Source organism: Candidatus Bathyarchaeia archaeon (assembly GCA_038883335.1).
Lineage (GTDB): Archaea > Thermoproteota > Bathyarchaeia > Hecatellales > Hecatellaceae > JAVZMI01.
Genome location: JAVZMI010000004.1, coordinates 26150 through 50139 on the forward strand (window position 1 = coordinate 26150; position 23990 = coordinate 50139).

Below are 23990 nucleotides of genomic sequence, written 5' to 3' on the forward strand. Positions count from 1 at the left end.
ATAAACAACCAGACACTATAAACCTTACCATTACTCCGCAGAAGACCCCGCTCTTTACTGGAAGATTGTAATATTCAGATACATGAAGACACAGGCAATGAATCGAACAGGGATGGCGAGATTTCGTTAGGCAATGGGGACCTTCAATCTCCCGAAGACATATAAAGGGAAAAGGAACAAGGTACCGGATAAAAAGAAGAAGATCCCTATACCTTCTTGAGATTGCCAGAATACAAAAGGGAGAACCCCGCCAAAAAAGCCGCCGATGACGCTGCCAAGCCCTGTTGACGCGTAGTAAAGCCCACTACTCTCTCCAAACTTTGTCCTAGGAACGAGTTGCATGGATAAGGCTGTACTTGAGACGCTGAATAACGCCCAAGATATGCCTATAACCCCCAACAACACTATCGCAATAACGACTGCACTGTTCAACGGCGAGATAGTACAGAGGATAAAGAGAGGGAAGAGAACTACGCGCGAAGCAGAAGCAACCATAATGAGCCTTTTATCACCATACTTATCAGCCATAACACCCGACCACTGATAACCCACAGCCGATGCCAGCGAATTCACAAAGAAGATACTAAAAATCACAAACGGCTCCAAGCCTACCTCATTGAGGAAGAAGATTGGAAACGCGGTGAAGACTATAGTAGCTGAAGCTGAAAATATGAAAACCCCAAGATTGAACAGACCTAGATCTGAACCCACCTCACTAACCATCTTCTTGAAGAAACCAATAAGGTTTGGTGGTCTGTGAATCCACCTGTAATGAAACCTGGCGCGCTCGGTGACACTTAACCCAGCACGCTCGGCGGCAATCTCTTCCCTATTAAGGGGGACATCAGGATCTCGAATAAGAACTAGGGAAGCTATGGATGCAACGACATACATGCCTGCAGAGATACACATCAAATCTGGAAAGCTGTAGACCGCAACGCCTATAGCGCCAATTATCAGACCAGCTGACCACCCTAAACCTGAAACCATCTGATATATTCCTATCTTCTCATTCCATTTTCCCCGAGCATTTAACTCTACTATAAGCATGTTGGTAGCTGGCTCATGCATAGTAAAGAAGAAAGCCTGCAACACACTCCAGATCAAGAAGTCCCAGACGCCCTTCGCGAAGGCTAACGGGACTAATGTAGCACCCGTTAGCAGAAAAGAGGCTACGACGAAGATCTTCCGTCTACCGAGCGTATCTGAGATCACCCCCCAAATAATTACTGAAGGAATCACGGCGAGGTTGAAGCATGCTGTAACAATACCTACATCCAGCAGAGTACACTTCAAATTCTCAACTATGAATAGTGGAACTAAGACTGATAAGAGACCTGCAGCCATTTTATATGGTATATAACCATAAAACCATAGGTTTCTACATCCAGGTTTGTCCATAACCGCAACTCTGATTAATCCTGAAAAGAGCGAGATAAAAGATTTAAAAGTTTTGTGAAACGTAGAAAATCAATTCACATGGTAGACCTAACGATCGAGAGTGGGCAAAGGTTATCTTAGAACCGTCTTTCTTTATTTTGGCTGCGGATGTGCGAAGATGAAGATGGTTCGAACTCTTCTCGTCTACATGGAAGCTGCTAAGCTGAAGACAGTCTTGCTCCTTGTTTTCACAGGCATAAGTGCTGCTATAGCTGGTGGAGGAATATCTGTCTTCGTCAACCCTACCCCCCTTTTAATGGCTGTAGTGTTATCAGGAGCAAGCGGGGCTGCGGGGGCCAACATGCTCACAAGCTATTTGGACAGGGACATCGATGCGGTTATGGAGAGGACTCGAAAAAGGCCACTGCCGAGCGGAAGATTGATTCCTGCAAAAAATGCCCTTTATGTGGGGCTGTCCCTACTCGTCATATCTTTAGCAGCTTCGGCTACCGTCAACTTGCTTTGCACCTTATTGATATTCATTGCAGTCGTGGACAATGTCTTAATCTACAGCATGTTTCTGAAACGGAAAAACCCCCTGAGCGTCATTCTGGGAGGTTTTTCTGGTGGAATACCAGTGCTCGTAGGCTACGCCGCTGCCACCGGAACTCTGCCACCCATCGCCTTCTTAGTGGCAGCCTTAGTCGTCCTCTGGATACCTACTCACATATGGAGCCTCGCCATAAGATATAGGGAAGACTACTCAAAGGTGAGAGTCCCTATGCTTCCTACGGTTGTCAGTGAGAAGAAGGCTGTTCGATGCATAGCTTCCACGTCTATCCTTCTCGTAGCTTTCTCCCTCTCCCTTTATTTTGCGGGGGCATTTGGGTTGCTCTACCTTGCAGTAGCCGCTACCTTAGGCGCCGGCATGATAACATTGAACACGATCCTAATTCTAAGGCCCACTAAGAGGAATGCCTGGATAGTCTACAAGTATTCAAGCCCATACTTGGGACTTCTCTTCATAGCAATGGTCTTAGATACATTATTGTAAAAACGAAGTCAACTTTAGGCGTAAGCCGCCACCTACATGCGACGGAGGGAGGCAAGAAGCTTCTTCGCCGACACTAACTCCTTCCCAATGCCCAGATTTTTCATAGAAAGACCTAACGCCAAGCCTAGAAGCTGAGTGAAGTAGACTGAAGGTATGGAATAGTGTGTTCCAAATTTCTTGTTGATCTTGCCTTGATAGGATTCCAGGTTCATCTGGCATAATGGGCAAGCTGTGGCTATGCATTGCGCACCATTCTCAACTGCGCATTTCAGGAGGTTTCTGACCAGCGGTAACCCTACATCTTCGTTAGTCATTAATAATGTACCACCACAACATCTCGCCTTTAGAGGATAGTTAACGACTTCGGCGCCAGCCCATGATAGGACGCGATCCATTGTTGTCGGAGCCTCAGGGTCGTCAAAAGATCTCATCGGACGAGTTATCTGACAGCCATAATAAGGGGCAACCTTTAACCCTCCTAGCCCGCGAGAGCCAAACTCTTCATTATCGGAGGATACAAACGACCGTATTCTCTCTTCGCCTACATCGTTTATTAATATATCCAATAGGTGGCGTATTTTCAACGAACCGAAATACGTGAGACCGATGCGGCCTAAGGTAAACTCAACCTGCTTTCTGAGCTTGGTATCCTCTGCTAAGAGTGTGTTTGTTTTGTTCAGGGTCGTAAAACAGGAGGGACAAATTACTAGTATATCCCTACTTGTCCTTTCAGCTCTCGCTAAGTTTCTAGCCACTAGGGCATGTGCACTTAGCTGATCTATCGAGATATACGCTGTAGCACCACAGCAGTTCCAGTCCTCCAACTCAACTAGACCTATCCCCAGTGCCTCTGCTACTAGCCTTGTTGAGGTATCGTAGCCTTTCTGCAAAAGCTGGACGGAGCAACCGGGATAATAGGTGTATTGAAGTAGCCGCTCCACTATATATCTGATCTCCATGATGCTTGTGACGTTATCTGTTTTATCTCGCGGAGTCCCTTGATCTTACATGGGAGATGTAGCAACCGTCCCCTAACCAGAAGCTTTAACCCAAGACACGCCATTCCTAACAATCTACGCGGGCTCGTCGTAAGAAAGAATTTCATGGAGAGCTCTATCTCAGAAACTCGACCTTTACGGTTCACGATATCCACGAACATCTTCGCAAGAGTCTTGGCGGGAGTACCTACACCATTCAAACCAAGCTTACCACTCAACTGCCTAAGCCTGTACATAATCTCGGTGAATTTGATTCCCGCTGGGCAGCGAACCGCGCATAGATAACAAGAGGAGCACAGCCAGAAGGTGTTACTTGCCAAAACCTTATCTACAGCACCAGCTCTAATCAAGGCGACAAGTTTTCGCGGTGTATAATCCATGGCGAAGCCAGCTGGACATGAGCTACTGCAAGTTCCGCATTGGACACATCGTCTCATCTTTTGGCCGCCAGGCATCTCGTAAAGTTCATCGACTAGGTCGCGATAGAGTGGATGACCGCAGTAATATTGAAACTCCTCATATTTATCGAGCCCTCCAAGCCTAGCTCTCCAAGTAGCAACGTACTCTCTTCCAAATTCATCCTTAGCAGTTTTGAACAAGATACCTTCTAGTATGCGGATGCTCTGTGTAATCTGGTAGAGAGTTTCCTCCCTTGCTGTCGATGGCTTCTGAGATTTATATTGTCTGATGAGAACTCTGGAGTTTCTAAGTATGGTCTTTACCTCTGGTTCCACATGCGCACCCATTCTTCTTAGATCAACAGCCATATCAGCCAAGAGAAGCCAAGTACGTTCGATAAGCTCCTCTTTTTCCGCGTGTATGACAACAGATCCCTTTTTCACGCGGAGTAGCGCCCTTACCCCCACTTTACCTCTCCACACTACATCAGATCACAATAGTCCGGGTGCCCGTAATAGTAGAGAAAATCTCTATAATTGGCAATCTGTTCTATTTTTACTTTCCAGTCTGTAGCATACTTCCAACCTACTTCTCTTGCAGCTAGGTTTATCAGGCGGTCCAGCACATCATTCAAATTCCTTTGAAGCTGCGCTAAACTTTCATCTCTTAGGGTTGAGTGTAGCCCACAGAACTTAAGGCGCTTTATGAGAATTTTGCAACCTCGAAGCGTCGATATGATGTCGGAATCCACTTTTACATAACGTCTCCGTAAGTCAACAACCATGTCTGCAAGTAATAACCAGGCGTGTTGGATGTATTTTTCAGGTATCGGAAAGAGCTCCTTAGGAAGGGATGCCGGTCGTTCAAGCATATTCGCCCACCAAGTAGAATTTCCAATTCTACGGGGATATAAAGATCATGAAGATTATCATGAAGAAAATTTTGGCAAGAAAAATTGTCTATAAATCTTAAACTTACCGTATCGCTATTCTTAATTACCTAGTATAACAATTTTTATTGTCAAAAAATGAAAAACTCGAGCCCACTGATAGCCACACTTCAACGAGCTGCAACAAAAAGAGTGAACTTCTCTTGAGCATGTTCGCCGTACTTGCTCACCCTGTGAGAGAGAAGGTAATAACTGTACTGGGAGAAAGTGGCCCATTGAGCTATACCGAGCTTATGAATAGAGTGGGAATTAGGGAAACTGGAAAATTCAATTATCACCTTGAAAAAATCGCAACCCTCCTATCCAAGGAGCGTGGGCTCTACAGCCTCAACACGATCGGCTTGAAGATATATGAATTAACCAAAATTAAAAACGACCTTCTGGCCGGAAAGGCTGTAAAAAAAGAGGATCTCATTCCCCCAGTTCGTATAAATCGTATTGGCATTGTCTTATGCACTTGCGGAGGTGAAATAGACCGTGTGATAGATGTAGAGAGGCTAGTCAGAGGAGCGAAAGAGCTTGAAGGTGTAATTTCAGTCGAAGTCTTCACTAGATTATGCGCAGCGGAGAATGTAGAGAAGCTGAGTGAATGGTGCAGAAAAAATTTTATTAATATACTCGTAATAGCAGCCTGCTCGCCCGAAATCCACAAGCAAAAATTTAATCAGATTCGTGAACTCACCAGCATACCTATAGAAGTAGTTAACATAAGAGAGCAGTGTGCCTGGGTTCATATAGATAATCAACCAAAAGCCTCAGAAAAAGCTGGAGTGCTGATCGAGGCTGCGGTGAAAGCCTCAGTATTCAAGCGAAGCTTCCCGACTAGGAGGGTAGACATCAGAAAGAGTGTGGCAGTTATCGGAGGGGGAGTAGCAGGCTTAACTGTAGCCCAGTTCGTGGCAAAGGCCGGCTGCGATGTTTACCTTGTAGAGAAGAAACCAAGCCTAGGGGGGAAAGTGGCATCGTGGAGCCGCATATACGGGACTGGGGATTGCGCTAGCTGCCTTGTATCTGAGTTTACATCATCCGTAGCCTTAGCGCGCAACGTCCGAGTTTTAACGAACAGCGAGGTGAAAAACATCTCCGGCCGAGCTGGAAATTTTGAGTTGACAATTTTACAGAAACCTAGGTTTGTCGATGCATCCAAGTGTTTGCCGCGTCGATACTCGTGCATCGATGCATGCCCTAGATATAAAATTGAAAAAGATGTTTTCGGCAGAGTAAAAAGGAAAGTTATCTATCAACCCCGCCCTGCAATATATCCACAAGCCCCCATGATCGATGACTCCGATATCGAAAGTTGTAGAAAATGCAGGAAGTGTGAGGACGCCTGCAACAAGCTTGGCGCCAAAGCCATAAATCTCGACGCTAAATCAGAAGAGATAAAAATTAACGTTGGGGCAGTCGTATTCGCAATAGGTGGAGAGATATATTTAGGGAAATATCTGGGAGAGCTAGGCTACAATCCCCGCAACGACATTATAACCAGTGTAGAGTTTGAAAAAATGTTGTCTATGGACGGCCCGACCAACGGTCGAATAGTCAAACTATCTGACGGAAAGCCTCCGGAATGTGTAGCCATAATCCAATGTGTCAATGAAGGTATATGTTCAGGGTTTTGCTGCAGAGTCTCAAGGAAGTATCTTGAGTCTATTCGTGAGCAATTGGGAAATCTAGAGGTCCACATATTTTATGATAGGAGAAAGATGCCTGTAGAGATACCCTACTATTTAGATTTAATGGAAAGTGCACATCTGGTCGAGGATCTGAAAGTAATCTCAAAAGATGGAAGGAAAGTAGTGGTAGCAGAGAATAGAGAATATGAAGCCGACCTGATTATACTAAATGTTGGGATGATACCCAATAGCTATCTTAATGAGGTCCACAAAATTTTCGAGTTCAGCGTCGACAAGGATGGCTTTCTCAGACCAGAATCCCTTCCCACAGGAATCTTCGCTTGCGGGTCAATCACTAGGCCGAAGGACTATGACTCTATACTCATGGAGAGCAGGTCGACGGCTTTAGAGGTTATAACACTCCTATCCAAAGATAAGCTGACGGTCGAAGAGGTGAAGATAGAGATAAACTATGACAGATGCGGCTTATGTGGACTCTGCCGCCCTGCATGCCCTTTCAAAGCCATAACCATAAGGGGAGGGGTTATGGAAGTTGACGACTTTAAGTGTAGGGGCTGTGGAGCTTGCGCCCCTATGTGCCCCACCGGGGCCATAGAATTTACTCTCAACAATAAGGAAGTCTTAACTAAGATTGAGACTTTAGCCAGCTCCAAAATCTCCCCAAAAGTACTTGCACTGTGTTGCGCTTACTGCGGCTACGCGGCCGCTGACGACGCGGGAGTTAAGAGGGTAAACTATCCTCCAGGCGTTTTTATCCTACAGCTCCCTTGCACCGGTCGAGTAGACAGCGAATTCATACTCCATGCCTTATACTCGGGTTTTGATGGCGTCATGATTGTCGGCTGCCGACCAAACTCTTGTAGATACATCGATGGGATAAAAAAGGCCGTCAGGAAAGTAGATGTTCTCAGAAAAATATTTGGCGCCGAACTGGAGAAACGTGTAAGAGTTGAGACACTTTCGGCTGTTGAAGGGATAAACTTTGCGATGAATGCAAGGGACTTTATTAGAGAGCTGAGTAAAAGTTGAAGAGTTTAGAGAAACTGAAGGTATCATTCATCCAATTCAGCGGATGTAGCGGATGTGTAAACTCCATTCTATTCTCGCCGGTCTTCAGGGATTTCATGAGGACGGCTGACCTCTGTTTTTTCCCGTTTGTAACAGACTTTACATCTGTGGTTGAGCCTCAAGACGTGACGTTCGTAGAGGGGGCTGTCGTAGAGCCTGAAGAAAGAGCTCTCTTAACAGAGGTTAGGTCTAAAACAGAGAAGATTGTGGCTGTTGGGGCATGTGCCTGTCTGGGTGGAGTAACAAGTCTTCTGGGGAATATTACAGTTCATAGAATTTCGGACATCATTAAAGTGGACTACTCTCTGCCCGGCTGTCCACCATCGAAGGACATTGTCGGAAATTTTCTCTCCTCCCTACTTGTGAGGGAAGAGCCATCTATGCCACAAGCAAATCTTTGTGCTGAATGTCCATTTAAGCCTGCAAAACTGGATTACCCCGCGCCCATACAGAAATTGTTTGCAGATAAGATGCCTGAGAGGTGCTTTTTAGAGGATAAAACATTATGCTTAGGCCCCGTGACACGGGGGGGCTGTGGAGCGCTCTGCATAGGTTTAGGCCTGCCATGCGAGGGATGCAACGGGCCTTACAACGAAGACTCCCCCGGCGTCATTATAAATTTCTTCTCAGCACTCGACGCGCCCCTGAAGCAGGAGAGTAGGTTTAGAGACTTTTTCAAATTTCAGAAACGCTGGAAGGGTAGAAAGCTTTGAAAGTTAAGAGAACCTGGTTGATGACGAGGGTAGACGGTTACAGTGAAATAAGGGCTTACAGTGATGGAAATAGGCTACTGCGTGTAGAGTTTGCGGCGCCCAGATTTAGAGATTTTGCAAGGATCCTAGTAGGCAGGCGTATAGAAGAAATCCCTCGAATTGTAGCTCGCCTGTGTGGCGTATGCTCTCTTACTCATGAGGTAGCTGCGTGTAAAGCCCTAGAGAATGCTTTAGGGGTAGAGCCCCCTGAAACAGCTAAAGCCGTTAGACTTCTTATGCTTATGGGCGAGATACTCCGAAGCCACGCGATTCACTTCCTAGTCATGAACCTCCCAGACCTGATGTCCCTAGTTAACCCCCTAAAGCGGATGGACTTGAAGGGTATATCAGAGTTTAGACCGAAGATCTTGAGAAATGGGTTGGAGTTTATTCGTTGCGGTGAGAGGATACTTGAAGTGACTGGCGGACGGGCTGTTCAGCCCGTCCGCCCAGTTGTGGGTGGTGTCACGAAACCATTAACTAGGAGGGAGTGCGATGTGCTTCTGAGTGAGCTAAAGAGTTCTGTTAACACCGCGGAGTGGGCGTCAGAGCTAGCGAACAGCCTTGTGGCCGAAGTCGAGGAGAAGGAGACTTTCAATTTTAAAGAGAAATTTCACTATGTGTCTTCTTTAGATTTAGAGGGAGGGCAATTATTCTACGGTGGAGACATTATGGCGTTGGATGAGGAGTGCAAATTTACTGAGAGGATACTGCCCAGTGATTTTTATAACAGAGCGGTAGAGGTTGGTTGGGTAGGAAGCGAAACTCCAAACCTACCTGCACCAGGGAAGAGGGGCAACTACCTCTTAATGACAGGGCCTGAGGCGAGAGCTCTACTTGCTACGAGAGTAAAGTCCACGATCTTGCTTGAGAAGAAAGCAGAGATATCTAACACGTTACTTTTAACTTCAATCCGTTTGAGGGAAGCTATCTTCTGCCTCTTGAAGAGCATAGAGCTGTTAGGTCGTGACACCATAGCAGGTTCTGAGGTCCGAACTCCTTGGGAGCCTTCAGAAGGTTTAGGCACCAGTGTCGTTGAAGCCCCCAGGGGAACCCTGCTCCACCGGTACAAGATTAACGGAGAGGGTCTAATAGATTCCGCTGAGATTATAACTCCAACCAGTATGAAGACGCCGGGGATAAACTTGGTTCTATGCCATATACTCTCTGCTTGCTCTAAGAAGGCTTTATCTGAGAGTGAAACTTTGGAGAGAATTAAGATGGCCGTTAGGATGTTCGACCCATGCATCTCCTGTCTAACCCACGCATCAAGAATAGGGTAGACATCGAATTGTTAAGCAGAGACTAGTTATATGCTCACTCAAATTTATTCGAGAGGCAATGTTAAACTTCACGCATTGAAACTTTGAATCACGCTCCAATGACAAGCTCCGATAAAATTCGAAATAGAAACAGGGGTGCGCGAAGGCATAGATGAAGAAGCCAATTTTTAGTCTCTATAGAATTATGGAGGTAATCTTAAAAAAATGAGGCTGCTCGGGCATCGAGGCGGAGAGTCTATACTAGCAGGGCGATGTATCAATCTGAGTGGGAACACTTTGTCTACGCAGGGTCGATACGGCTATTTCCCTCTACCCAGTTTTCCCCCAGTTGAGGGGGCCCAACTCTCTGATAGTTTCGGTCATTTCTTTGACTACCCGCGCGAACTTTTCTGCCTCGGAGGCTGAGATCCACTCCAACCGCACCCTCGCCTCATCGATCCCCACCTGGCCTAGCAACTTTTTAAGTAGTAGGTACCGCCTGAAGGCGTTATAGTTCCCTTTGTTGTAGTGGCAGTCCCCAGGGTGGCAGCCGGCGATGAGAACGCCGTCAGCCCCTTGGGTTAGGGCTTTAATTATGAAGGTTGGATCTATCCTGCCGGTGCAGTTTACTCTAATAGGGTATACGTTAGGTGGGTAAGTCATCCTGCTTGTGCCCGCTAGATCGGCCCCAGCATAGGAGCACCATCGGCATAGAAAGCCTACTATCCTCGGTTCAAACCTCTCCAATCAACACACCTCCCACTAAATTGCTAAAATTCCCTCCATTTCGGCGTAGATCTGCCCGTCTGTGAAGCCTTGCTGCTTTATGGCGCCTGAGGGGCAGGCGGCTACACAGACCCCACACGCCTTGCACAAAGCCTCCTGCACAACTGCTACATTTTTATCCTCATCGAACTTTATAGCGTTAAATGGGCAGGCTCTGATGCAGACGAAACAGGCGGAGCAACGTTTCTCGTCTATCACGGCAATTTCAGGTTCAGTCGTCACCTTGCCGCGGTCGATAAGTGAAAGAACTTCCGCTGCAGCGGCGCCCCCTTGAGCCACAGAGTCAGGTATATCTTTCGGCCCTTGGCAGACACCTGCTATGTATATGCCGTCATTGGTAGTTGAGACTGGGGCTAGTTTTGGGTGCCTCTCTAGGAAGAAGCCGTCTTTGCTTCGGCTGAGGAGAAAAGTCTTCGCAACTTTGTTGCTGTCTCTTCTAGGTTCTAGAGCCACACTGAGGACGACCATGTCCACTGGAACTCGCAACACCGACCCTAGTAGGGTATCCTCGCATCTTACGATGAGCTTCCCCTCCTCTTCGGGTGTTTCAGCGAAATTGGTGACCTCCGCACCTTTTCCTCTTATAAAGATCACGTCCTCATTCAAAACTCTCTTATAGAATTCTTCGTAGCCTTTACCGAAGGCTCTTAGGTCTATGTAAAACTCGTACACCTTAGCGTTGGGCAACTTTTCCCTGACCAGATGCGCAAACTTCATCGACTGCATACAACATATTCTAGAGCAGTATTCGTGGTAATTCTCGTCCCGACTTCCTATACAGTGGAGGATGGCTAAACTCTTAGGTGTATCTCCGCTTTTCAGTAATATCTTGCCGCCAGTGGGCCCTGACGCGTTGCACATTCTCTCAAATTCTAGGGAGGTCACCACATTGTCGTAACGCCTGTACCCGTATTGAGCTGCAACAGACGGATCGAAGACATCGAAGCCGGTAGACACGATGACGGCGCCAACATCAACCTCAACGAACTCATCCTTATCATCAAACTTTACGGCGTCTGCTGGACAGACTTTCTGGCAGACCTTGCATACTCCTTTTGTGAAGAAGAGACAGTTTTCTGTATCGATTACAGGAATGTTGGGTACAGCTTGAGGGAAAGGTGTATAGATAGCCTTCCGCATCCCTAAACCGCAGTCAAACTCACTCGAAACCTTGACGGGACATTTCTCCTGGCATAAACCGCAACTTGTACACTTTTCAGGGTCGACATATCGCGCTTTTTTCTTTATTTTAACCTTGAAGTTACCTGCAAATCCGGAAAACTCTTCCACTTCACTGTAGGTTAGCAACTCTATGTTGGGGTGGACTCCAACGGAAGACATTTTTGGAGTTAGGATACAAGCAGCACAGTCGAGTGTGGGAAATGTCTTATCGAATTGCGCCATATGACCGCCTATACTTGGCTCCTTCTCCACCAGATAGACTCTCCTTCCAGAATCGGCGATTCGAAGCGCTGCCTCGATCCCAGTTATGCCTCCCCCAACAACCAAGGCTGCTGGGTTCACTCCGAAAGTTTTGATTTGTAAAGGTTCATGATTGGAGACACGTCTAACCGCGGCCGCTATGAGCCTCGCAGCCTTCTGTGTTGCTAATTTACTGTCACCCGTGACCCATGAGTCCTGCTCCCTAACGTTTGCCATCTGAAACAGGTAGGGATTGAGTCCAGCCTCATTCAAAACCCGCCTAAATGTCTGTTCATGCATCTGTGGGGAGCATGCTGCTACTACGATGCGGTTCAGCCCAAGTTCTTTTATGTCCTTCTTAATCATTTCTTGGCCTGGATCGGAGCACATGTACTTGTATTCTCTAGCCACGACTACACCTTCCAGCTTCGACGCGAAGGATGCTAACTCCTGTATATCCAGTTTTCCAGCTATATTCGTCCCACAATGGCAGATATAGACACCAATTCTATTCTCCATTTTTACTCACCTTTTTTTGTTTTCACGATCTCTCCTCATGGAGATTTCCTTTACACTCTAACATCTCATATTTCACCTCATACGCGTAAATCACATAGCCCTTGCAACTACCTCCGCTAAGTCTAGGAGTTTGACGGACTCCTCTTTCCCGAGGGATTTCAGCCCATCATCGAACATGGTGAGACAGTAGGGGCAGGCTGTCACTATCGTGTTGACGTTCAACTCCAACGCCTGCTTCGCTCGGTTGACGTTTATCTTCTCACCTAAAGTTTCCTCCATCCACACCCTCCCACCTCCACCTCCACAGCAGAAAGAGTTGTACCGACATCTCTCCATATCCTTCAGTCTTATGCCTGGAACTCTCTGAAGGACCCCTCTTGGCGCGTCGTAGACTTTATTGTGTCTGCCGAGATAGCATGGATCATGATATGTAACAACCTCGTCGACGCTCTTGGTCAACTTCACCTTCCAATCTTTTAGAAGCTCCAAGACGAATTCGGAGTGGTGTACCACCTCATATTCTCCGCCCAGTTGCGGGTACTCGTTTTTGAGCGTGTTGAAGCAGTGCGGGCATATCGTCACAATCTTCTTGATTTTGTGCTCATTAAAGATTTGGATGTTTTCTCGGGCCATCGTCTGGAACAGGTACTCGTTACCCAACCTTCTAGCTGGGTCGCCGCAACACCTTTCACCGTTGCCTAGGATGACAAAGTTTACTCCTGCTACCGTTAAAATCTTGGCCAACGATTCAGTTATCCTTTTGTTCCGACTGTCATAGGATCCTGAACAGCCTACGAAGAGCAGCACCCGGTTGTCTAATTCTCTCACTAAGGCGTCTTCCTCGCCAACGCGTTTAACGCTAAGGGACTCAGCCCACTTCTCCCTCTCGTTCTGAGGTAACCCCCAAGGATTTCCGTTGAACTCTATATCACGGAAGAGCCTTGCCGTATCGGGTGAGACTGAGCCTTCTGTGAGTACGAGGTACCTTCTCATCTCGATTATCTTGAGGAACTGCTCGATGAAGACAGGGCATTGCTCAACACACGCCGCGCAGGTTGTGCAAGACCAGATGACATCTTGAGAAATCTGACCGTCTAAGTCCCCGATTATAGGAGATACTTGGGTCGCTTGTTTTTTAAGCAAAGTCTTTCCGTTGGTTAGTAGGTTGCGTTTTAGATCCAAGATTACCTTCTTTGGGTTGAGTGGTTTCTTGGTTAGGTGGGCAGGGCAGTTGTCCTGGCATCTGCCGCACTCTGTGCAGGCGAAGAGGTCTAAGAGGTGCTTCCAGGTGAGATGTTGAATCTCGCCTGCGCCGAGAGTATCTTCCTTCTCGAGGTCAATGTAGCTTAGTGCCCCTCTGGGGTTCAGGGATCTGAAGAAGATGTTAATGGGAGCGGTAATTACGTGAAGGAGCCTAGTGTAGGGCGCTACGGCGATTAACGCTAGGGAGAGCCCCATATGAATTAGCCAGAGAGAGAGGTGTAGAGACTTTAGGAAACCCTCACCTAGACCCGCAACTGTAAAAACTCCAGCCAAGGCATTACCAACAAAGGACCAACCCTGCCAAGGGACTGGGGAAGCCGCTATCCTCAACCCTTCCACCATGAAACCGGTTAAGGCTATTGCCAGCAGAGATCCGAGGACAACCTTGTCCTGAGCTAGAACTCCGAGGCTTTCAGGCTTCAGTATATACCGGCGATACAAAGCCATAATTATGCCTAGGATAAGGAATGCCCCAAAGAAGTCCAAGACAGCCTCAAAAAGTAGGTAGAGCCCCCCTACAAGGTATCGCGCAGAGAGGAGAGGAATTAGGAGGTCTGTCTCAAGGAAGACCAAACCTGTACCTAGGGCTAGGAATATGATGCCCCAGAAGATGCCCGCATGCATAATGCCGGCATAGGGTTTACGTGAGACCCTCAGCTGAGCTACAGCATAAGCTAATAGACCCTTCAGTCTGTCGCCCACCCTATCTATTCTGAGTCCCCCCCTAGCCGTGGTCTTAAAGACCAATTTATAACGTCCATAAATGCCCCAAACAAATGTAACCAAAGCTACAGCTAGCGAGATGTAGGGTATGAGGTGTAGTGGCTCTGGAATATTCCAGAAGTGTTCCCTAATGGGAAAACCAAGCTCAACCTCGACCATTAACTGCACCATGTTAGAGTTGAATTGTTTAGGCCTACCCCTCTGAGATGATCATTTCTTCTTCAAAGCTTGAATTAACTGTGGAACCACCTTGAATAGGTCATCCACTATTCCATAGTGAGCATAGTTGAAGATTGGAGCGTTTGGATCTTTGTTAATCGCTACTATCATATTGCTTCCTTTCATCCCAGTCACATGTTGCGTCGCACCACTAATGCCCACGGCAACGTAAAGCTTAGGTTTAACGATCTTTCCAGATACCCCAACCTGTCTCCCTTTAGGCAGCCAGCCTTTATCAACCACAGGACGGGACGCCGCAAGGGCACCACCCAAAGCGTTGGCAAGCCCCTCAACTAACGGTATGTTCTCCTGCTTCCCAATACCTCGACCTACAGAGACAAGTACCTCGGATTTAGTGATGTCAACCCCCTCTTCGACGGGTTTAATATAGTCTAAGAATTTGCAGCGGAAATCTTCATCTTTCAACTTGGACTCGAGAGGTATTATTTCGGCTTTCTTGGCAGCACCCTCGCCGATTGGCTCCAGTAAACCCGACCGGAAGGTAACTACGTATTGGCTGTCTTTAGGGAAGGCAACCTCAACCTCAACCTTGCCGCCATACATCTGCCTGTAAGCCTTAAAGGTTTGATCTTCGAACTTCACGTTTATGCAGTCTGTCGCTAAAGGTAAGTTGAGCTGTGATGCTAGAGCTGGAGCTAGGTCTATACCCATTGAAGTGTGGCCCATCATAGTTAGAGCAGGCTTTCTTTCTTTCACAATTTCTGAGAGCATCTTCAGGTAGCCTTCAGAGTGATAGTCTCCAAGTCTCTTGTCCTCTACAACTAAAACCTCATCAGCTCCACGACATGCCAGCTGATCAGCCAACCCTTTCACCTCGTGCCCTAAGATGGCTGTCGAAACTTTCAGCTGGGTTTTCTCGCGGAGCTCTACGGTCTTCCTCAGCAGTTCATATGTTACGTCTCTGATCTTCCCCCCTCTATGCTCAGCAACAACTAAGACGGACATTCATTCACCCCCCGAAACCTTTCTCCCTGAGTATAGAAACCAAACCTGCTGCCTCTTCTTCTGGGCTTCCGCGGATGATTACAGTCTTCCTCTCAACTACTGGGATTGCCATCTTTGCCACCGATGCCCTCTTCCAGCCCATCACCTCAGCCGGATCTAAACCAATATCTTTCAGGCTTAGAGTTTTGATCTCCTTCTTCATCGCCGCTCTAATCTTAGCGAATGGGGCGTACCTTGGCACGTTTATTCCTGTCTGGATGGTTAATAGAGCAGGCAGAGGCAACTCTACAACTTGTTTAAACCCCTCCTCCAGCTCTCTCTCCACTTTAGCTGCCTTGCCGCCGGCTAGAATTTCCAGTTTCGTCACCAGAGTCACGTAGGGTAACCCAAGTAGAGTAGCTACGGTGGGCCCTATCTGGGCGCATCCGTCATCGGAAGCCTGAACTCCAGTAAAGACCAAGTCAAAGCTGAGGCCTTTTATGACTTTCGATAAAATCTTAGATTTTGCGAATGGGTCCAAGTTATCAACTATTTCATCAACGAGCTGGATTGCGTTGTCAGCCCCCTTTGCGTAACATTCTCTTAGGGTCTGTTCTATATTCTTGCTTTGCTTGGGAGTTGTGAGGGTGAGTACGGTCACTTCTCCGCCAAGTTTCTCTTTCAGCAGTACTGCCTCCTCCAGTGCATACTCGTCCCACTCGTTTATGGCGAATTTCAAAGTCTCTTTTGCGATGTCGGTGCCACTTACCTTAAGGTCAACCCCTTCCACCAGAGGGACAGATTTGACGCAGACGACTATATTCAAGATTTCACCTACCTACAGGGCTTCTCTAACTATCTCGGCTATATCTCTCACCTGAATTTCATCTTCTTTCCCTATAGACTTGACGCCATCTTCAAGTTGAATAATGCAGAAGGGGCAAGCCACTGCAATAATCTCAGCACCAACCTTTGCCGCCTCCTTAGCCCGACTTACGCAGGGTCTCGCCTCAGCTTTAGCCGACTCCTCTTCCATCCACATTCTCCCCCCGCCACCGCCGCAACAGAAGCTGTATTCTTTGATTCTCCTCATCTCAACCAGCTTAACTCCGGGTATGGCTTCCAGTATCTTCCGTGGCTCTTCGTATATGTTATTATGCCTTCCCAAGAAACAAGAGTCGTGATAGGTGATCTTTTTCTCTATTCGCTTGGAAAAGTTTAGTCTCCCCTCATCTAAGAGTTTGGAAATAAGTTGGGTGTGGTGTTGAACTTGGAAGTAGGAGGGGTAATCTTTCTTAAAGGTGTTATATGAGTGGGGACACTGGGTTAGGATGTTTTTTATTTTGTATTTCTTAAATGTGGCCATATTATCCTCCATTAACATCTCGAAGAGACCTTTCTCGCCAATTCTGTTGATTGAATCACCGCAACATTTTTCCTCGTTTCCCAGTATAGCAAAGTCCACCCCTGCATTGCTTAGAACCCTCACGAGAGACTTGGCAACCTCCCTATTTCTTGCATCATAGGAGGGAGTGCAGCCAACGAAGAATAGCAGCTCCGCGGAGTCGCCTTTAGAGAAGTCTTTTATCTCCAGCCCCTCAGCCCACTCTGATCTTTTAGAGTCTAAACCACCCCAAGGGTTACCATACCTTTGAGTGCTCATCAAAGCGTCTTGCAAAGTTTTCTGTATGACACCCTCCTCAACCTTGCGGCTTCGGATCTGTGTAGCAAGGGTCACGAGAGAGATCTTGCTAGGGCAGTTGATTTTGCAATTATAACAGGAGGTGCACAGCCAAGGCGAGTTGCTGTCAAGAACCTTATCCAGCAACCCAGCCCTGAGATAGGCGATAATGCCTCGGAAGGTGTGATCCATGGAAATTCCGTTAGGGCAGAGTATGCCGCATGTGCCGCATTGGATGCATTTCTTTATCATGTCACCTTCTGGGGTTGCGTATAGGGAGTTCAGGAATTCTTCTAACGGGCTGGAGGAAAGTATGCTGGACAACCATGTCTCACCTTGGTCTTTTCTTTTGTAGGGAGATAGATATAAAAGTTCTTATAATATATTCTTATCTTAAAATTTTGTATAATATATACTCAAGAATACTCAAGATTCCAGTTGAAACCAAACCACAAATCTAGGAGAAACCTAAAAGAGGAGCTACCAAAACTGAAGAGCTGGCCAGCAGGGTGACTAGAGTTAGTCCTATTTAATTCTCAACAAAGCCTCGAACTATACGTGCAACTGTGGTTGCCAGCAATCTGCAACAGCATTTGAGACCCTATATTAACTTATTATATACAGGCGTCTTTCTCATTTAACAGCCCCTGTGGTGTTAAGAGGAAGTTGAGAACTTTAATTCTAGGGTTAGGGAATCCGATACTAGGTGACGACGGTATAGGAATATACACAGCTAAGGTTCTAAGGGATAGACTGAAAGGTGTGGCGGAGGTCGACGTCAAAGAGCTCAGCGTCGGTGGGCTTCGGATTTTTGAGGAGATAATAGGCTACGATAGGGTTATTCTAATAGACGCCATCATTACTGGGCGCGGAGCTGCCGGCGAAGTCTATAGGTTTACCCCTAAAGACTTTGATAACACTTTACACCTATCGTCGCCTCACGACATTAACTTCACCACAGCACTGGAGCTTGGGCGTGTGTATGCTCAAGAAGAGACGCCTAAGGAAGTAGTGATCTACGCCATCGAGGTAAAGGAAAACCTTACCTTCACCGAGGATTTAAGTGCTGAGGTGAGAGCTGGGGGGCTTAGGGTTGCAGAAATGATTTTAGAGGAGTTGAAAAAGCCTATTTACGCCAACCGGGGTGGTTGACCATTGAAGACTATCACATTAGCTCACGGTGCTGGTGGCAGCATCACGCAGAGGCTTATAAAAGAGTACATAGTAAGGTATCTAGGCGGCAGCAAAGCCGAGGTACCATTGGAGGCACTTGACGACGCCGCCGTAATTGAGGGTATAGTTCTAAAGTCGGACAGCTACACCGTGAAACCGCTTTTCTTCCCAGGTGGCGATATTGGAAAGCTAGCAGTTGCGGGTACGGTTAATGATATAGCTGTGATGGGTGCCCAGCCGCTGGCGCTAGCCGCTGGATTCATCTTCGAGGAAGGCTTTCCCATCTCAAACTTCGAGACTATTCTCAGAAGCATGAAAGAAACCTGTCTCGATGCTGGCGTCCATATCATCACCGGCGATACGAAGGTTGTGGAGAAGGGGGCACTTGATCAGCTCTTAATAAACACCTCTGGAATAGGGAAGCGTAGCACAGCAATGGAGAGGAATATTGAAGAGGTGAAGAAGTACCGCTCCTTTGAGGGAAGCTGGCTTTTAGATTCAAACCTGAGGAGAGGCGATAGGGTGATACTCAGCGGCCCCGTGGGGGATCACGGGTTGGCAATTCTGTCATCTAGGGAAGGGTACAGTTTCGAGGGCGGCATCACATCAGATGTTACTCCCCTAAACAAGGTTGTGGATAGGCTACTGGAGGTGGGTGGAATTGTGTGCATGAAGGATGTTACGAGGGGCGGTTTATCTAATGCTCTCAATGAGTGGAGTGAGAAATCTAAAATTGGCATACTCGTTCAAGAGGACCGTATACCCGTTAACCAGAATGTTCAGGCAGCGTGCGAGATGCTGGGGATAAGCCCCCTCGAGGTGGGTAATGAAGGCAAACTAGTTATTGGAGTAGTACAAGAGAAGGCTGAGGATGTACTGGCTACTTTAAGGCAGACTAAGGAGGGAAGAAACGCCCAGATAATAGGGGCGGCCACAAACGAATTTGGTGGGGTAGTGGTTGAGACGAGCGTGGGGGGGAGAAGGATACTGCCTCCGCCGGCTGGGGACCCCATCCCACGGATATGTTGAAAGCTGGGGATTGTGCGGCATGCTTGCAAAAGGAAAGAATTTTTCTGGACCCACACACATCTTATGCGTAACGGCACGAAGTTAAGGCTCACACTTAATTTAAGCGAAGACGATTAAGCTATTATGAGTCGCGATAGGGCGTGTCTTTTTGCATGGAATCTTTGAGGTTGTACAGGGACAAGAGCATAGTGGATAAGCTCCGTAAAGCGATCTGGGAGATTATGCCTGAAAGAGAAATTCGAATAGTCCACGTGTGCGGAACCCACGAACAGACGATAGCACGTTACGGTCTCAGAAGCCTTCTACCCCAAAGGCTGGAAGTAAGAGCAGGCCCTGGCTGCCCGGTCTGTTGTGTACCAGCACACGACGTCGACGAAGCCATAAAGATAGCTACAGAGCATAAAAATTCAATTCTAACAACCTTCGGGGACATGCTAAGGGTTCCAGGCACAAACATGTCCCTCTGGGATGCGAGAGCCGCCGGTGGAGACGTTAGGATTGTCTACAGCATTAGTGATGCAGTAGAGCTCGCGAGGAGGAACCCGAAGAGAGAGGTGGTTTTCTTCGCAGTTGGCTTTGAGACCACAGCCCCAACTACGGCTTACGAGATATTAAATGCGCCGAGCAACTTTAGCGTCCTAGTCTCCCATCGGCTGATACCGCCCATAATGGAGCTGCTGCTAGGCTTGGGGGAGACCTACTTTGAAGGCTTTATAGCCCCTGGCCACGTGGCTACCATAATCGGCGTGAAACCGTTCAGAATCTTCCCCGAAACCTACCGTATGCCTACTGTAGTAGCAGGTTTCGAACCGTTGGATGTCCTAGCGGGCGTGAGGATGTTGCTTGAGCAGATCACCGGTATGAGACCACTTGATGTGTTGAATGAGTACACCCGCTCAGTTACGGAAGATGGCAATCTCAAAGCTCAAAAATTAATGGAGGAGGTATTTGAGGTTACCAGCGGTAACTGGAGGGGGATAGGTCGCGTCCCCAACTCTGCATTGAAACTGAGGGAAGAGCACCGAAGCCATGATGCCCGCCTGAGATTCAATGTCAAGGTCGAAGGGGCTAGGGATATCCATCCAGACTGTAGCTGCCATTTAGTATTGACGGGAAGACTGAAGCCGACTGACTGCCCCCTATTCGGGGAGATATGCACACCGGAAAGACCCTACGGCCCCTGCATGGTTTCAACTGAAGGCACATGCTACATCTGGCAACACTACGGAGAGCCCAAAAAAATTATTGAAAAGTGACTAAGTTTAAATCTCTACAAGCTCCACCACGCGAGTTTCGTGACAATTTTAAAATGAAGAGTGATGATGCAAGAGCGCGAGATGCTATAATGACTAGCCAAACATTTAGGAGACGCTAACATGTTTTAGGCTTTAAACAATAAAAAATGAGCGTGTATTATGAGGGGAGGGGGAGGCTTTTCGACCTTCCCTTTATGCCAGAATCACCATTCCCAGAAGCGGTAAGAGTACTTTTAATTAACTCGCCTAAATCTTAACCGTAGATGACCATAAAATCTTGCTGCAATTTTTTCCACAGAAAAATGCTGGCGAGAGAAGACATTAAAACTAAGTTCATTCTGTCTCAAACTTGAAGCTCTTGATAATACACTCCTTGCCTTCGAGGATTTGAACACGCCCACCGCATCTTGGGCAGGTGACCGGGGCTGGGAGACTGGTGTGACTGACGCCACCTACTTCCACATTGCCCAAGTACCCGCAACTCGTACATTTCACCTTGGGGTCTACTTCTTCAATGCGGAGATCTGAGTTCTCCATAAGCGTGCCTTTAACCAGAGCCTCATAAGCGAATCTCGCTTCCTCCAAACCTATTAAGAGAAACTTTCCCAGTGCTAACTGAACTTCTGTTACCTTCTTGGCATTATATTTCTCGGCTTCTTTTAGGATGCTCTCAACAACATCCTTCATGAGGGCATACTCGTGCATTCCTAGAGAATCCACCTCAAACTGCAAACTTGGGGCATAACTGAGTAGCGAGATTAGGCTCAACTGTCAAGTGTAGACCTCTCATGATTCAAGAATTCACTCCAAAGCCTGAGGGATTCCTCCGCATTTCTTTGGTCGAGCACCTGTATGGCGAACCCTGCATGAACTATTACGTACTCGCCCACGTTCACGTCGACAAGTGAAATATTTATTTCTCTAGTCACGCCGCCGAAGTCAACCTTTGCAAGTTCTCCTTTCTTTTCTAGTATGCGGGCTGGGACTGCTATGCACATTTCCTTCACGTTCACTTAGTTTCAATTAATTACATGTGGGTTTCCTATAAAGTTGCTACTTCACTAAGTACCCACAACCCACAGCTACAGCTTGACCGAACGAAACGCCCCCATCGCCTGGCGGAACTTTGAGGTTGGTGACGAAGCGAAGCCCAGCCCCTTCCACAGCCATCTTAATGGTTAAGGCGATTTGCTCGTTGTAGGCTACGCCACCCGAAAGACCGATAAACTTTACACCTAAACGCTTAGCTTCATATATGGCCAGCTCCGCCATCGCCTCAGCGATATAGGTCTGGGCTGAGTAGGCCAGATCTGAGAGTGAATGTTTCCCAATGTTCTCAAAGATGCTCCGGAGGAGATGTGATGTATCTACAACTCCGCTGTTTATCTTGGGCTTCAGGTGTAAAGAGTTCTTCCCACCTACGGCGGTGGACTCCAACTTCACCGCAGGCTCTCCATCATAGGTTCGCTCGTAGCAGACTCCAAGTAAGGCTGAGACCGCGTCTAGAACACGCCCGCAACTTGTAGTCTTAGGAATCTTACCCTTTTCGAGTTGTCTGAGGATAAGCTCCACTTCTCTAACACCGTAAGGGAAGCAGTCTGCCTTGGAGTACAACCAGTCCTCAAACCCATCAACTCCTGCCAGCATCCCAGCCACCATCCTGAGTGGATAACGCGTAGCCCTATCGCCCCCGGGCATAGGCTGCTCTTGGAGGTGGCCTAGACGCCTTAGGACCCCCTTGCCGACGTGAAATACCTCGCCACCCCAAGGGTTACCGTCAGAGCCGTAGCCGACGCCGTCACACACTACCGCGACCATCTCGTCTAGTCCACCCTCTCCGAGTAGAGACGCTGCGTGGGCTTCATGATGTTGCACCTGGACTACATCGCAGCCTAGACTCTCCCCCAGCCTCATAGCGTAACTTGTTGAGGCGAAGCTTGGGTGAAGGTCACATGCCACAACCTCAACCTTAGCTCCAGTCAACTCTAGGAGGTGGCCGGTCGTGCTTCTGAGGAATTTGAGGGACTCCAACTTTTCTACGTCTCCTATGTGTTGGGTAATGAAGGCTTTACGCCCTAAGAGTATACAGGAGGTCACATTCAATTCAGCCCCTACAGCCAGTGTACAGCGGTCAGCCGGTTTCTCCAGTTGGATAGGTGTTGGAGTGTAGCCTCGTGAGCGGCGTATTAGGCATGGTTTACCTAGATTGACCCGCAGTACGGAGTCATCGCACCGTTGGGCTATCTCCCTATCGTGTAGGAGTAAGTAGTCGACTGCTGCACCCAGCTTCCTCACCGCATCTGAGTTATCCACTATCATGGGCTCATCTGGCAGGTTGGCGCTCGTCATGACGAAGGCTGGCTCTCTCACCCGGTCGAAGAGCATGTAGTGGAGCCCGGTGTAAGGTAACATGACTCCAATGTTGTGAAGCCCTGGTGCTATCCCATTATCGAGGTAGAAATCCCTCCGCTTCTTCAAGAGTACGATGGGCCGGATATAGGACAGCAAAATTTCAGCTTCCTCATGGCTAACCTCAGCGAAGCTCCTCACAGCTTCCAGATCTCTCGCCATTATGGCTAGAGGTTTCTTTGAACGATACTTTATACTCCTCAACCGTGCTATAGGCTCGGGCCGCGTAGTCGAGGTGGCTATGTGAAAACCACCATTACCCTTTACCGCTAAAATGTTGCCTTCCTCTATCAGCCGGCCTGCCTCCCTTATAGGGTCGGCTGAGGGGATAGGCTTGCCATCTTTGGCGGCAAGGTATGCCCTCGGACCACACCTAGGGCAAGCTATGGTCTGGGCGTGGAACCTACGGTCTGAAGGATCCTCATACTCCCTCCGGCAGTCGGGGCAGAGGGGGAAGACGTTTAGGGTGGTGTTGGGCCTATCGTAGGGCAGCTTTTTGATGGCGGTGTACCTTGGGCCGCAGTCAACGCAGGTTATGAAGAAGTAGTCGTGGCGCCTGTCACCTGGGTTCCTCATCTCCCTCAGACACTCTTCACATACTGCCACATCAGGCGGTATTACTGAGCCTGGTGATGTACCCCCCTCCACACTCCCTAGGATCGTGAAGTCTGTGAAGTCTCCCCTATCCGCGCCGAAGTCTACTGCCAACTCGTGGATCTCAGCTAAGGGAGGCTTTTTGGACTTTAGGTCGCCGATGAAACCTTTAACATTTTCCTCATCGCCTTCAACGGTAATTTCGACTCCCGCATCTCCACGGTTCCGTACGTAGCCGACTAAGCCTCTCCTCACCGCTATGCGGTAGACGAAGGGGCGGAAGCCGACGCCCTGAACGATCCCTTTGACTATGACCTCAGCCCTCAAACACCACCTCTCCCGATTAGGTTGCAGGTGAGCCCGCCTTTTGAGTTGAATTATATTATTTCATGCAGTGTTATGAATTAAAGAAATCCACAAGATGAGTGTTTACCAGCTTAAAATTAGGTTAACAAAATATAAGAGTTCTTTC

General features: G+C 47.9%; 20 protein-coding genes. 7 read left to right on the forward strand and 13 right to left on the reverse strand.

Going from position 1 to position 23990, the window contains the following annotated elements:
• Nucleotides 1-126 precede the first annotated feature (126 nt).
• A complete protein-coding gene (locus QXJ75_03005) occupies nucleotides 127-1401 on the reverse strand; it encodes an MFS transporter (protein ID MEM3737046.1) in 1275 nt (424 codons plus the stop codon).
• Nucleotides 1402-1558: 157 nt separating this feature from the next.
• Here QXJ75_03005 and QXJ75_03010 point away from each other — a divergent pair, with 157 nt between their 5' ends.
• The gene (locus tag QXJ75_03010) at nucleotides 1559-2434 is read left to right on the forward strand and encodes a heme o synthase (GenBank protein MEM3737047.1); all 876 of its coding nucleotides are present in this window, start codon (nucleotides 1559-1561) and stop codon (nucleotides 2432-2434) included.
• 32 nt (nucleotides 2435-2466) lie between these two features.
• On the opposite strand, the gene QXJ75_03015 is transcribed toward QXJ75_03010, so the two are convergent.
• The 3 genes from QXJ75_03015 to QXJ75_03025 are packed head-to-tail and all read right to left on the reverse strand — an operon-like array spanning nucleotide 2467 to nucleotide 4702.
• Complete coding sequence (locus tag QXJ75_03015) at nucleotides 2467-3393, reverse strand: CoB--CoM heterodisulfide reductase iron-sulfur subunit B family protein (GenBank protein ID MEM3737048.1); 927 nt, start codon at nucleotides 3391-3393, stop codon at nucleotides 2467-2469.
• Entirely contained in the window at nucleotides 3375-4298 is a 924-nt protein-coding gene (locus tag QXJ75_03020; GenBank protein ID MEM3737049.1) for a DUF2096 family protein, read from the reverse strand. The genes QXJ75_03015 and QXJ75_03020 overlap by 19 nt, the downstream gene beginning before the upstream one ends.
• A 14-nt stretch (nucleotides 4299-4312) precedes the next feature.
• Nucleotides 4313-4702, reverse strand: coding sequence for a DUF2096 family protein (locus tag QXJ75_03025; protein ID MEM3737050.1), 390 nt, complete (start codon nucleotides 4700-4702; stop codon nucleotides 4313-4315).
• A 293-nt stretch (nucleotides 4703-4995) separates the two neighbouring features.
• Here QXJ75_03025 and QXJ75_03030 point away from each other — a divergent pair, with 293 nt between their 5' ends.
• Genes QXJ75_03030 through QXJ75_03040 form a run of 3 tightly spaced genes read left to right on the forward strand, consistent with a single transcriptional unit; the run spans nucleotide 4996 to nucleotide 9520 of the window.
• Nucleotides 4996-7446 carry a hydrogenase iron-sulfur subunit gene (locus QXJ75_03030; GenBank protein MEM3737051.1) on the forward strand — a complete coding sequence of 817 codons (2451 nt, stop codon included), beginning with the start codon at nucleotides 4996-4998 and terminating at the stop codon, nucleotides 7444-7446.
• The gene (locus QXJ75_03035) at nucleotides 7443-8198 is read left to right on the forward strand and encodes a hypothetical protein (GenBank protein MEM3737052.1); all 756 of its coding nucleotides are present in this window, start codon (nucleotides 7443-7445) and stop codon (nucleotides 8196-8198) included. The genes QXJ75_03030 and QXJ75_03035 overlap by 4 nt, the downstream gene beginning before the upstream one ends.
• The gene (locus tag QXJ75_03040) at nucleotides 8195-9520 is read left to right on the forward strand and encodes a nickel-dependent hydrogenase large subunit (protein ID MEM3737053.1); all 1326 of its coding nucleotides are present in this window, start codon (nucleotides 8195-8197) and stop codon (nucleotides 9518-9520) included. Before QXJ75_03035 ends, QXJ75_03040 begins: the two co-directional genes overlap by 4 nt.
• A 309-nt stretch (nucleotides 9521-9829) precedes the next feature.
• On the opposite strand, the gene QXJ75_03045 is transcribed toward QXJ75_03040, so the two are convergent.
• The 6 genes from QXJ75_03045 to QXJ75_03070 form a co-directional block, all read right to left on the reverse strand.
• A complete protein-coding gene (locus QXJ75_03045) occupies nucleotides 9830-10246 on the reverse strand; it encodes a hydrogenase iron-sulfur subunit (protein ID MEM3737054.1) in 417 nt (138 codons plus the stop codon).
• Between the two features lie 15 nt (nucleotides 10247-10261).
• Nucleotides 10262-12226 (reverse strand): CoB--CoM heterodisulfide reductase iron-sulfur subunit A family protein, encoded by a 1965-nt coding sequence (locus QXJ75_03050; protein MEM3737055.1) that lies wholly within the window; start codon nucleotides 12224-12226, stop codon nucleotides 10262-10264.
• A 90-nt stretch (nucleotides 12227-12316) separates the two neighbouring features.
• Nucleotides 12317-14371: a heterodisulfide reductase-related iron-sulfur binding cluster gene (locus QXJ75_03055; GenBank protein MEM3737056.1), complete on the reverse strand. Its 2055-nt coding sequence runs from the start codon at nucleotides 14369-14371 to the stop codon at nucleotides 12317-12319.
• A gap of 51 nt (nucleotides 14372-14422) precedes the next feature.
• Nucleotides 14423-15397, reverse strand: a complete 975-nt coding sequence (locus tag QXJ75_03060) for an electron transfer flavoprotein subunit alpha/FixB family protein (GenBank protein MEM3737057.1) — start codon at nucleotides 15395-15397, stop codon at nucleotides 14423-14425.
• 4 nt (nucleotides 15398-15401) lie between these two features.
• On the reverse strand, nucleotides 15402-16202 hold the full coding sequence (locus tag QXJ75_03065; GenBank protein MEM3737058.1) for an electron transfer flavoprotein subunit beta/FixA family protein: 801 nt from the start codon (nucleotides 16200-16202) through the stop codon (nucleotides 15402-15404).
• A gap of 12 nt (nucleotides 16203-16214) precedes the next feature.
• On the reverse strand, nucleotides 16215-17381 hold the full coding sequence (locus tag QXJ75_03070) for a (Fe-S)-binding protein (GenBank protein ID MEM3737059.1): 1167 nt from the start codon (nucleotides 17379-17381) through the stop codon (nucleotides 16215-16217).
• A 342-nt stretch (nucleotides 17382-17723) separates the two neighbouring features.
• Between QXJ75_03070 and QXJ75_03075 the strand changes: the two genes are divergently transcribed.
• The 3 genes from QXJ75_03075 (at nucleotide 17724) to hypD (ending at nucleotide 20515) form a co-directional block, all read left to right on the forward strand.
• Complete coding sequence (locus QXJ75_03075) at nucleotides 17724-18209, forward strand: hydrogenase maturation protease (protein MEM3737060.1); 486 nt, start codon at nucleotides 17724-17726, stop codon at nucleotides 18207-18209.
• A gap of 3 nt (nucleotides 18210-18212) precedes the next feature.
• Nucleotides 18213-19259, forward strand: coding sequence for a hydrogenase expression/formation protein HypE (gene hypE / locus QXJ75_03080; protein MEM3737061.1), 1047 nt, complete (start codon nucleotides 18213-18215; stop codon nucleotides 19257-19259).
• Between the two features lie 140 nt (nucleotides 19260-19399).
• On the forward strand, nucleotides 19400-20515 hold the full coding sequence (hypD, locus tag QXJ75_03085) for a hydrogenase formation protein HypD (protein MEM3737062.1): 1116 nt from the start codon (nucleotides 19400-19402) through the stop codon (nucleotides 20513-20515).
• Between the two features lie 333 nt (nucleotides 20516-20848).
• Here the strand turns inward: hypD and QXJ75_03090 are convergent, their stop codons facing one another.
• From QXJ75_03090 to hypF, 3 genes are read right to left on the reverse strand one after another with little or no spacing between them, the layout of a single operon-like run.
• Nucleotides 20849-21247 carry a hydrogenase/urease maturation nickel metallochaperone HypA gene (locus QXJ75_03090; GenBank protein ID MEM3737063.1) on the reverse strand — a complete coding sequence of 133 codons (399 nt, stop codon included), beginning with the start codon at nucleotides 21245-21247 and terminating at the stop codon, nucleotides 20849-20851.
• A gap of 32 nt (nucleotides 21248-21279) precedes the next feature.
• Entirely contained in the window at nucleotides 21280-21528 is a 249-nt protein-coding gene (locus QXJ75_03095; GenBank protein MEM3737064.1) for a HypC/HybG/HupF family hydrogenase formation chaperone, read from the reverse strand.
• Between the two features lie 40 nt (nucleotides 21529-21568).
• Complete coding sequence (gene hypF, locus QXJ75_03100; protein MEM3737065.1) at nucleotides 21569-23845, reverse strand: carbamoyltransferase HypF; 2277 nt, start codon at nucleotides 23843-23845, stop codon at nucleotides 21569-21571.
• Nucleotides 23846-23990 lie beyond the last annotated feature (145 nt).

Excerpts from the sequence above, each read along its gene's own strand:
- QXJ75_03005 (MEM3737046.1), bottom strand. The coding sequence starts at position 1,401 with ATGGACAAACCTGGATGTAGAAACCTATGGTTTTATGGTTATATACCA.
- QXJ75_03010 (MEM3737047.1), top strand. The coding sequence starts at position 1,559 with ATGAAGATGGTTCGAACTCTTCTCGTCTACATGGAAGCTGCTAAGCTG.
- QXJ75_03015 (MEM3737048.1), bottom strand. The coding sequence starts at position 3,393 with ATGGAGATCAGATATATAGTGGAGCGGCTACTTCAATACACCTATTAT.
- QXJ75_03025 (MEM3737050.1), bottom strand. The coding sequence starts at position 4,702 with ATGCTTGAACGACCGGCATCCCTTCCTAAGGAGCTCTTTCCGATACCT.
- QXJ75_03050 (MEM3737055.1), bottom strand. The coding sequence starts at position 12,226 with ATGGAGAATAGAATTGGTGTCTATATCTGCCATTGTGGGACGAATATA.
- QXJ75_03055 (MEM3737056.1), bottom strand. The coding sequence starts at position 14,371 with ATGGTCGAGGTTGAGCTTGGTTTTCCCATTAGGGAACACTTCTGGAAT.
- QXJ75_03060 (MEM3737057.1), bottom strand. The coding sequence starts at position 15,397 with ATGTCCGTCTTAGTTGTTGCTGAGCATAGAGGGGGGAAGATCAGAGAC.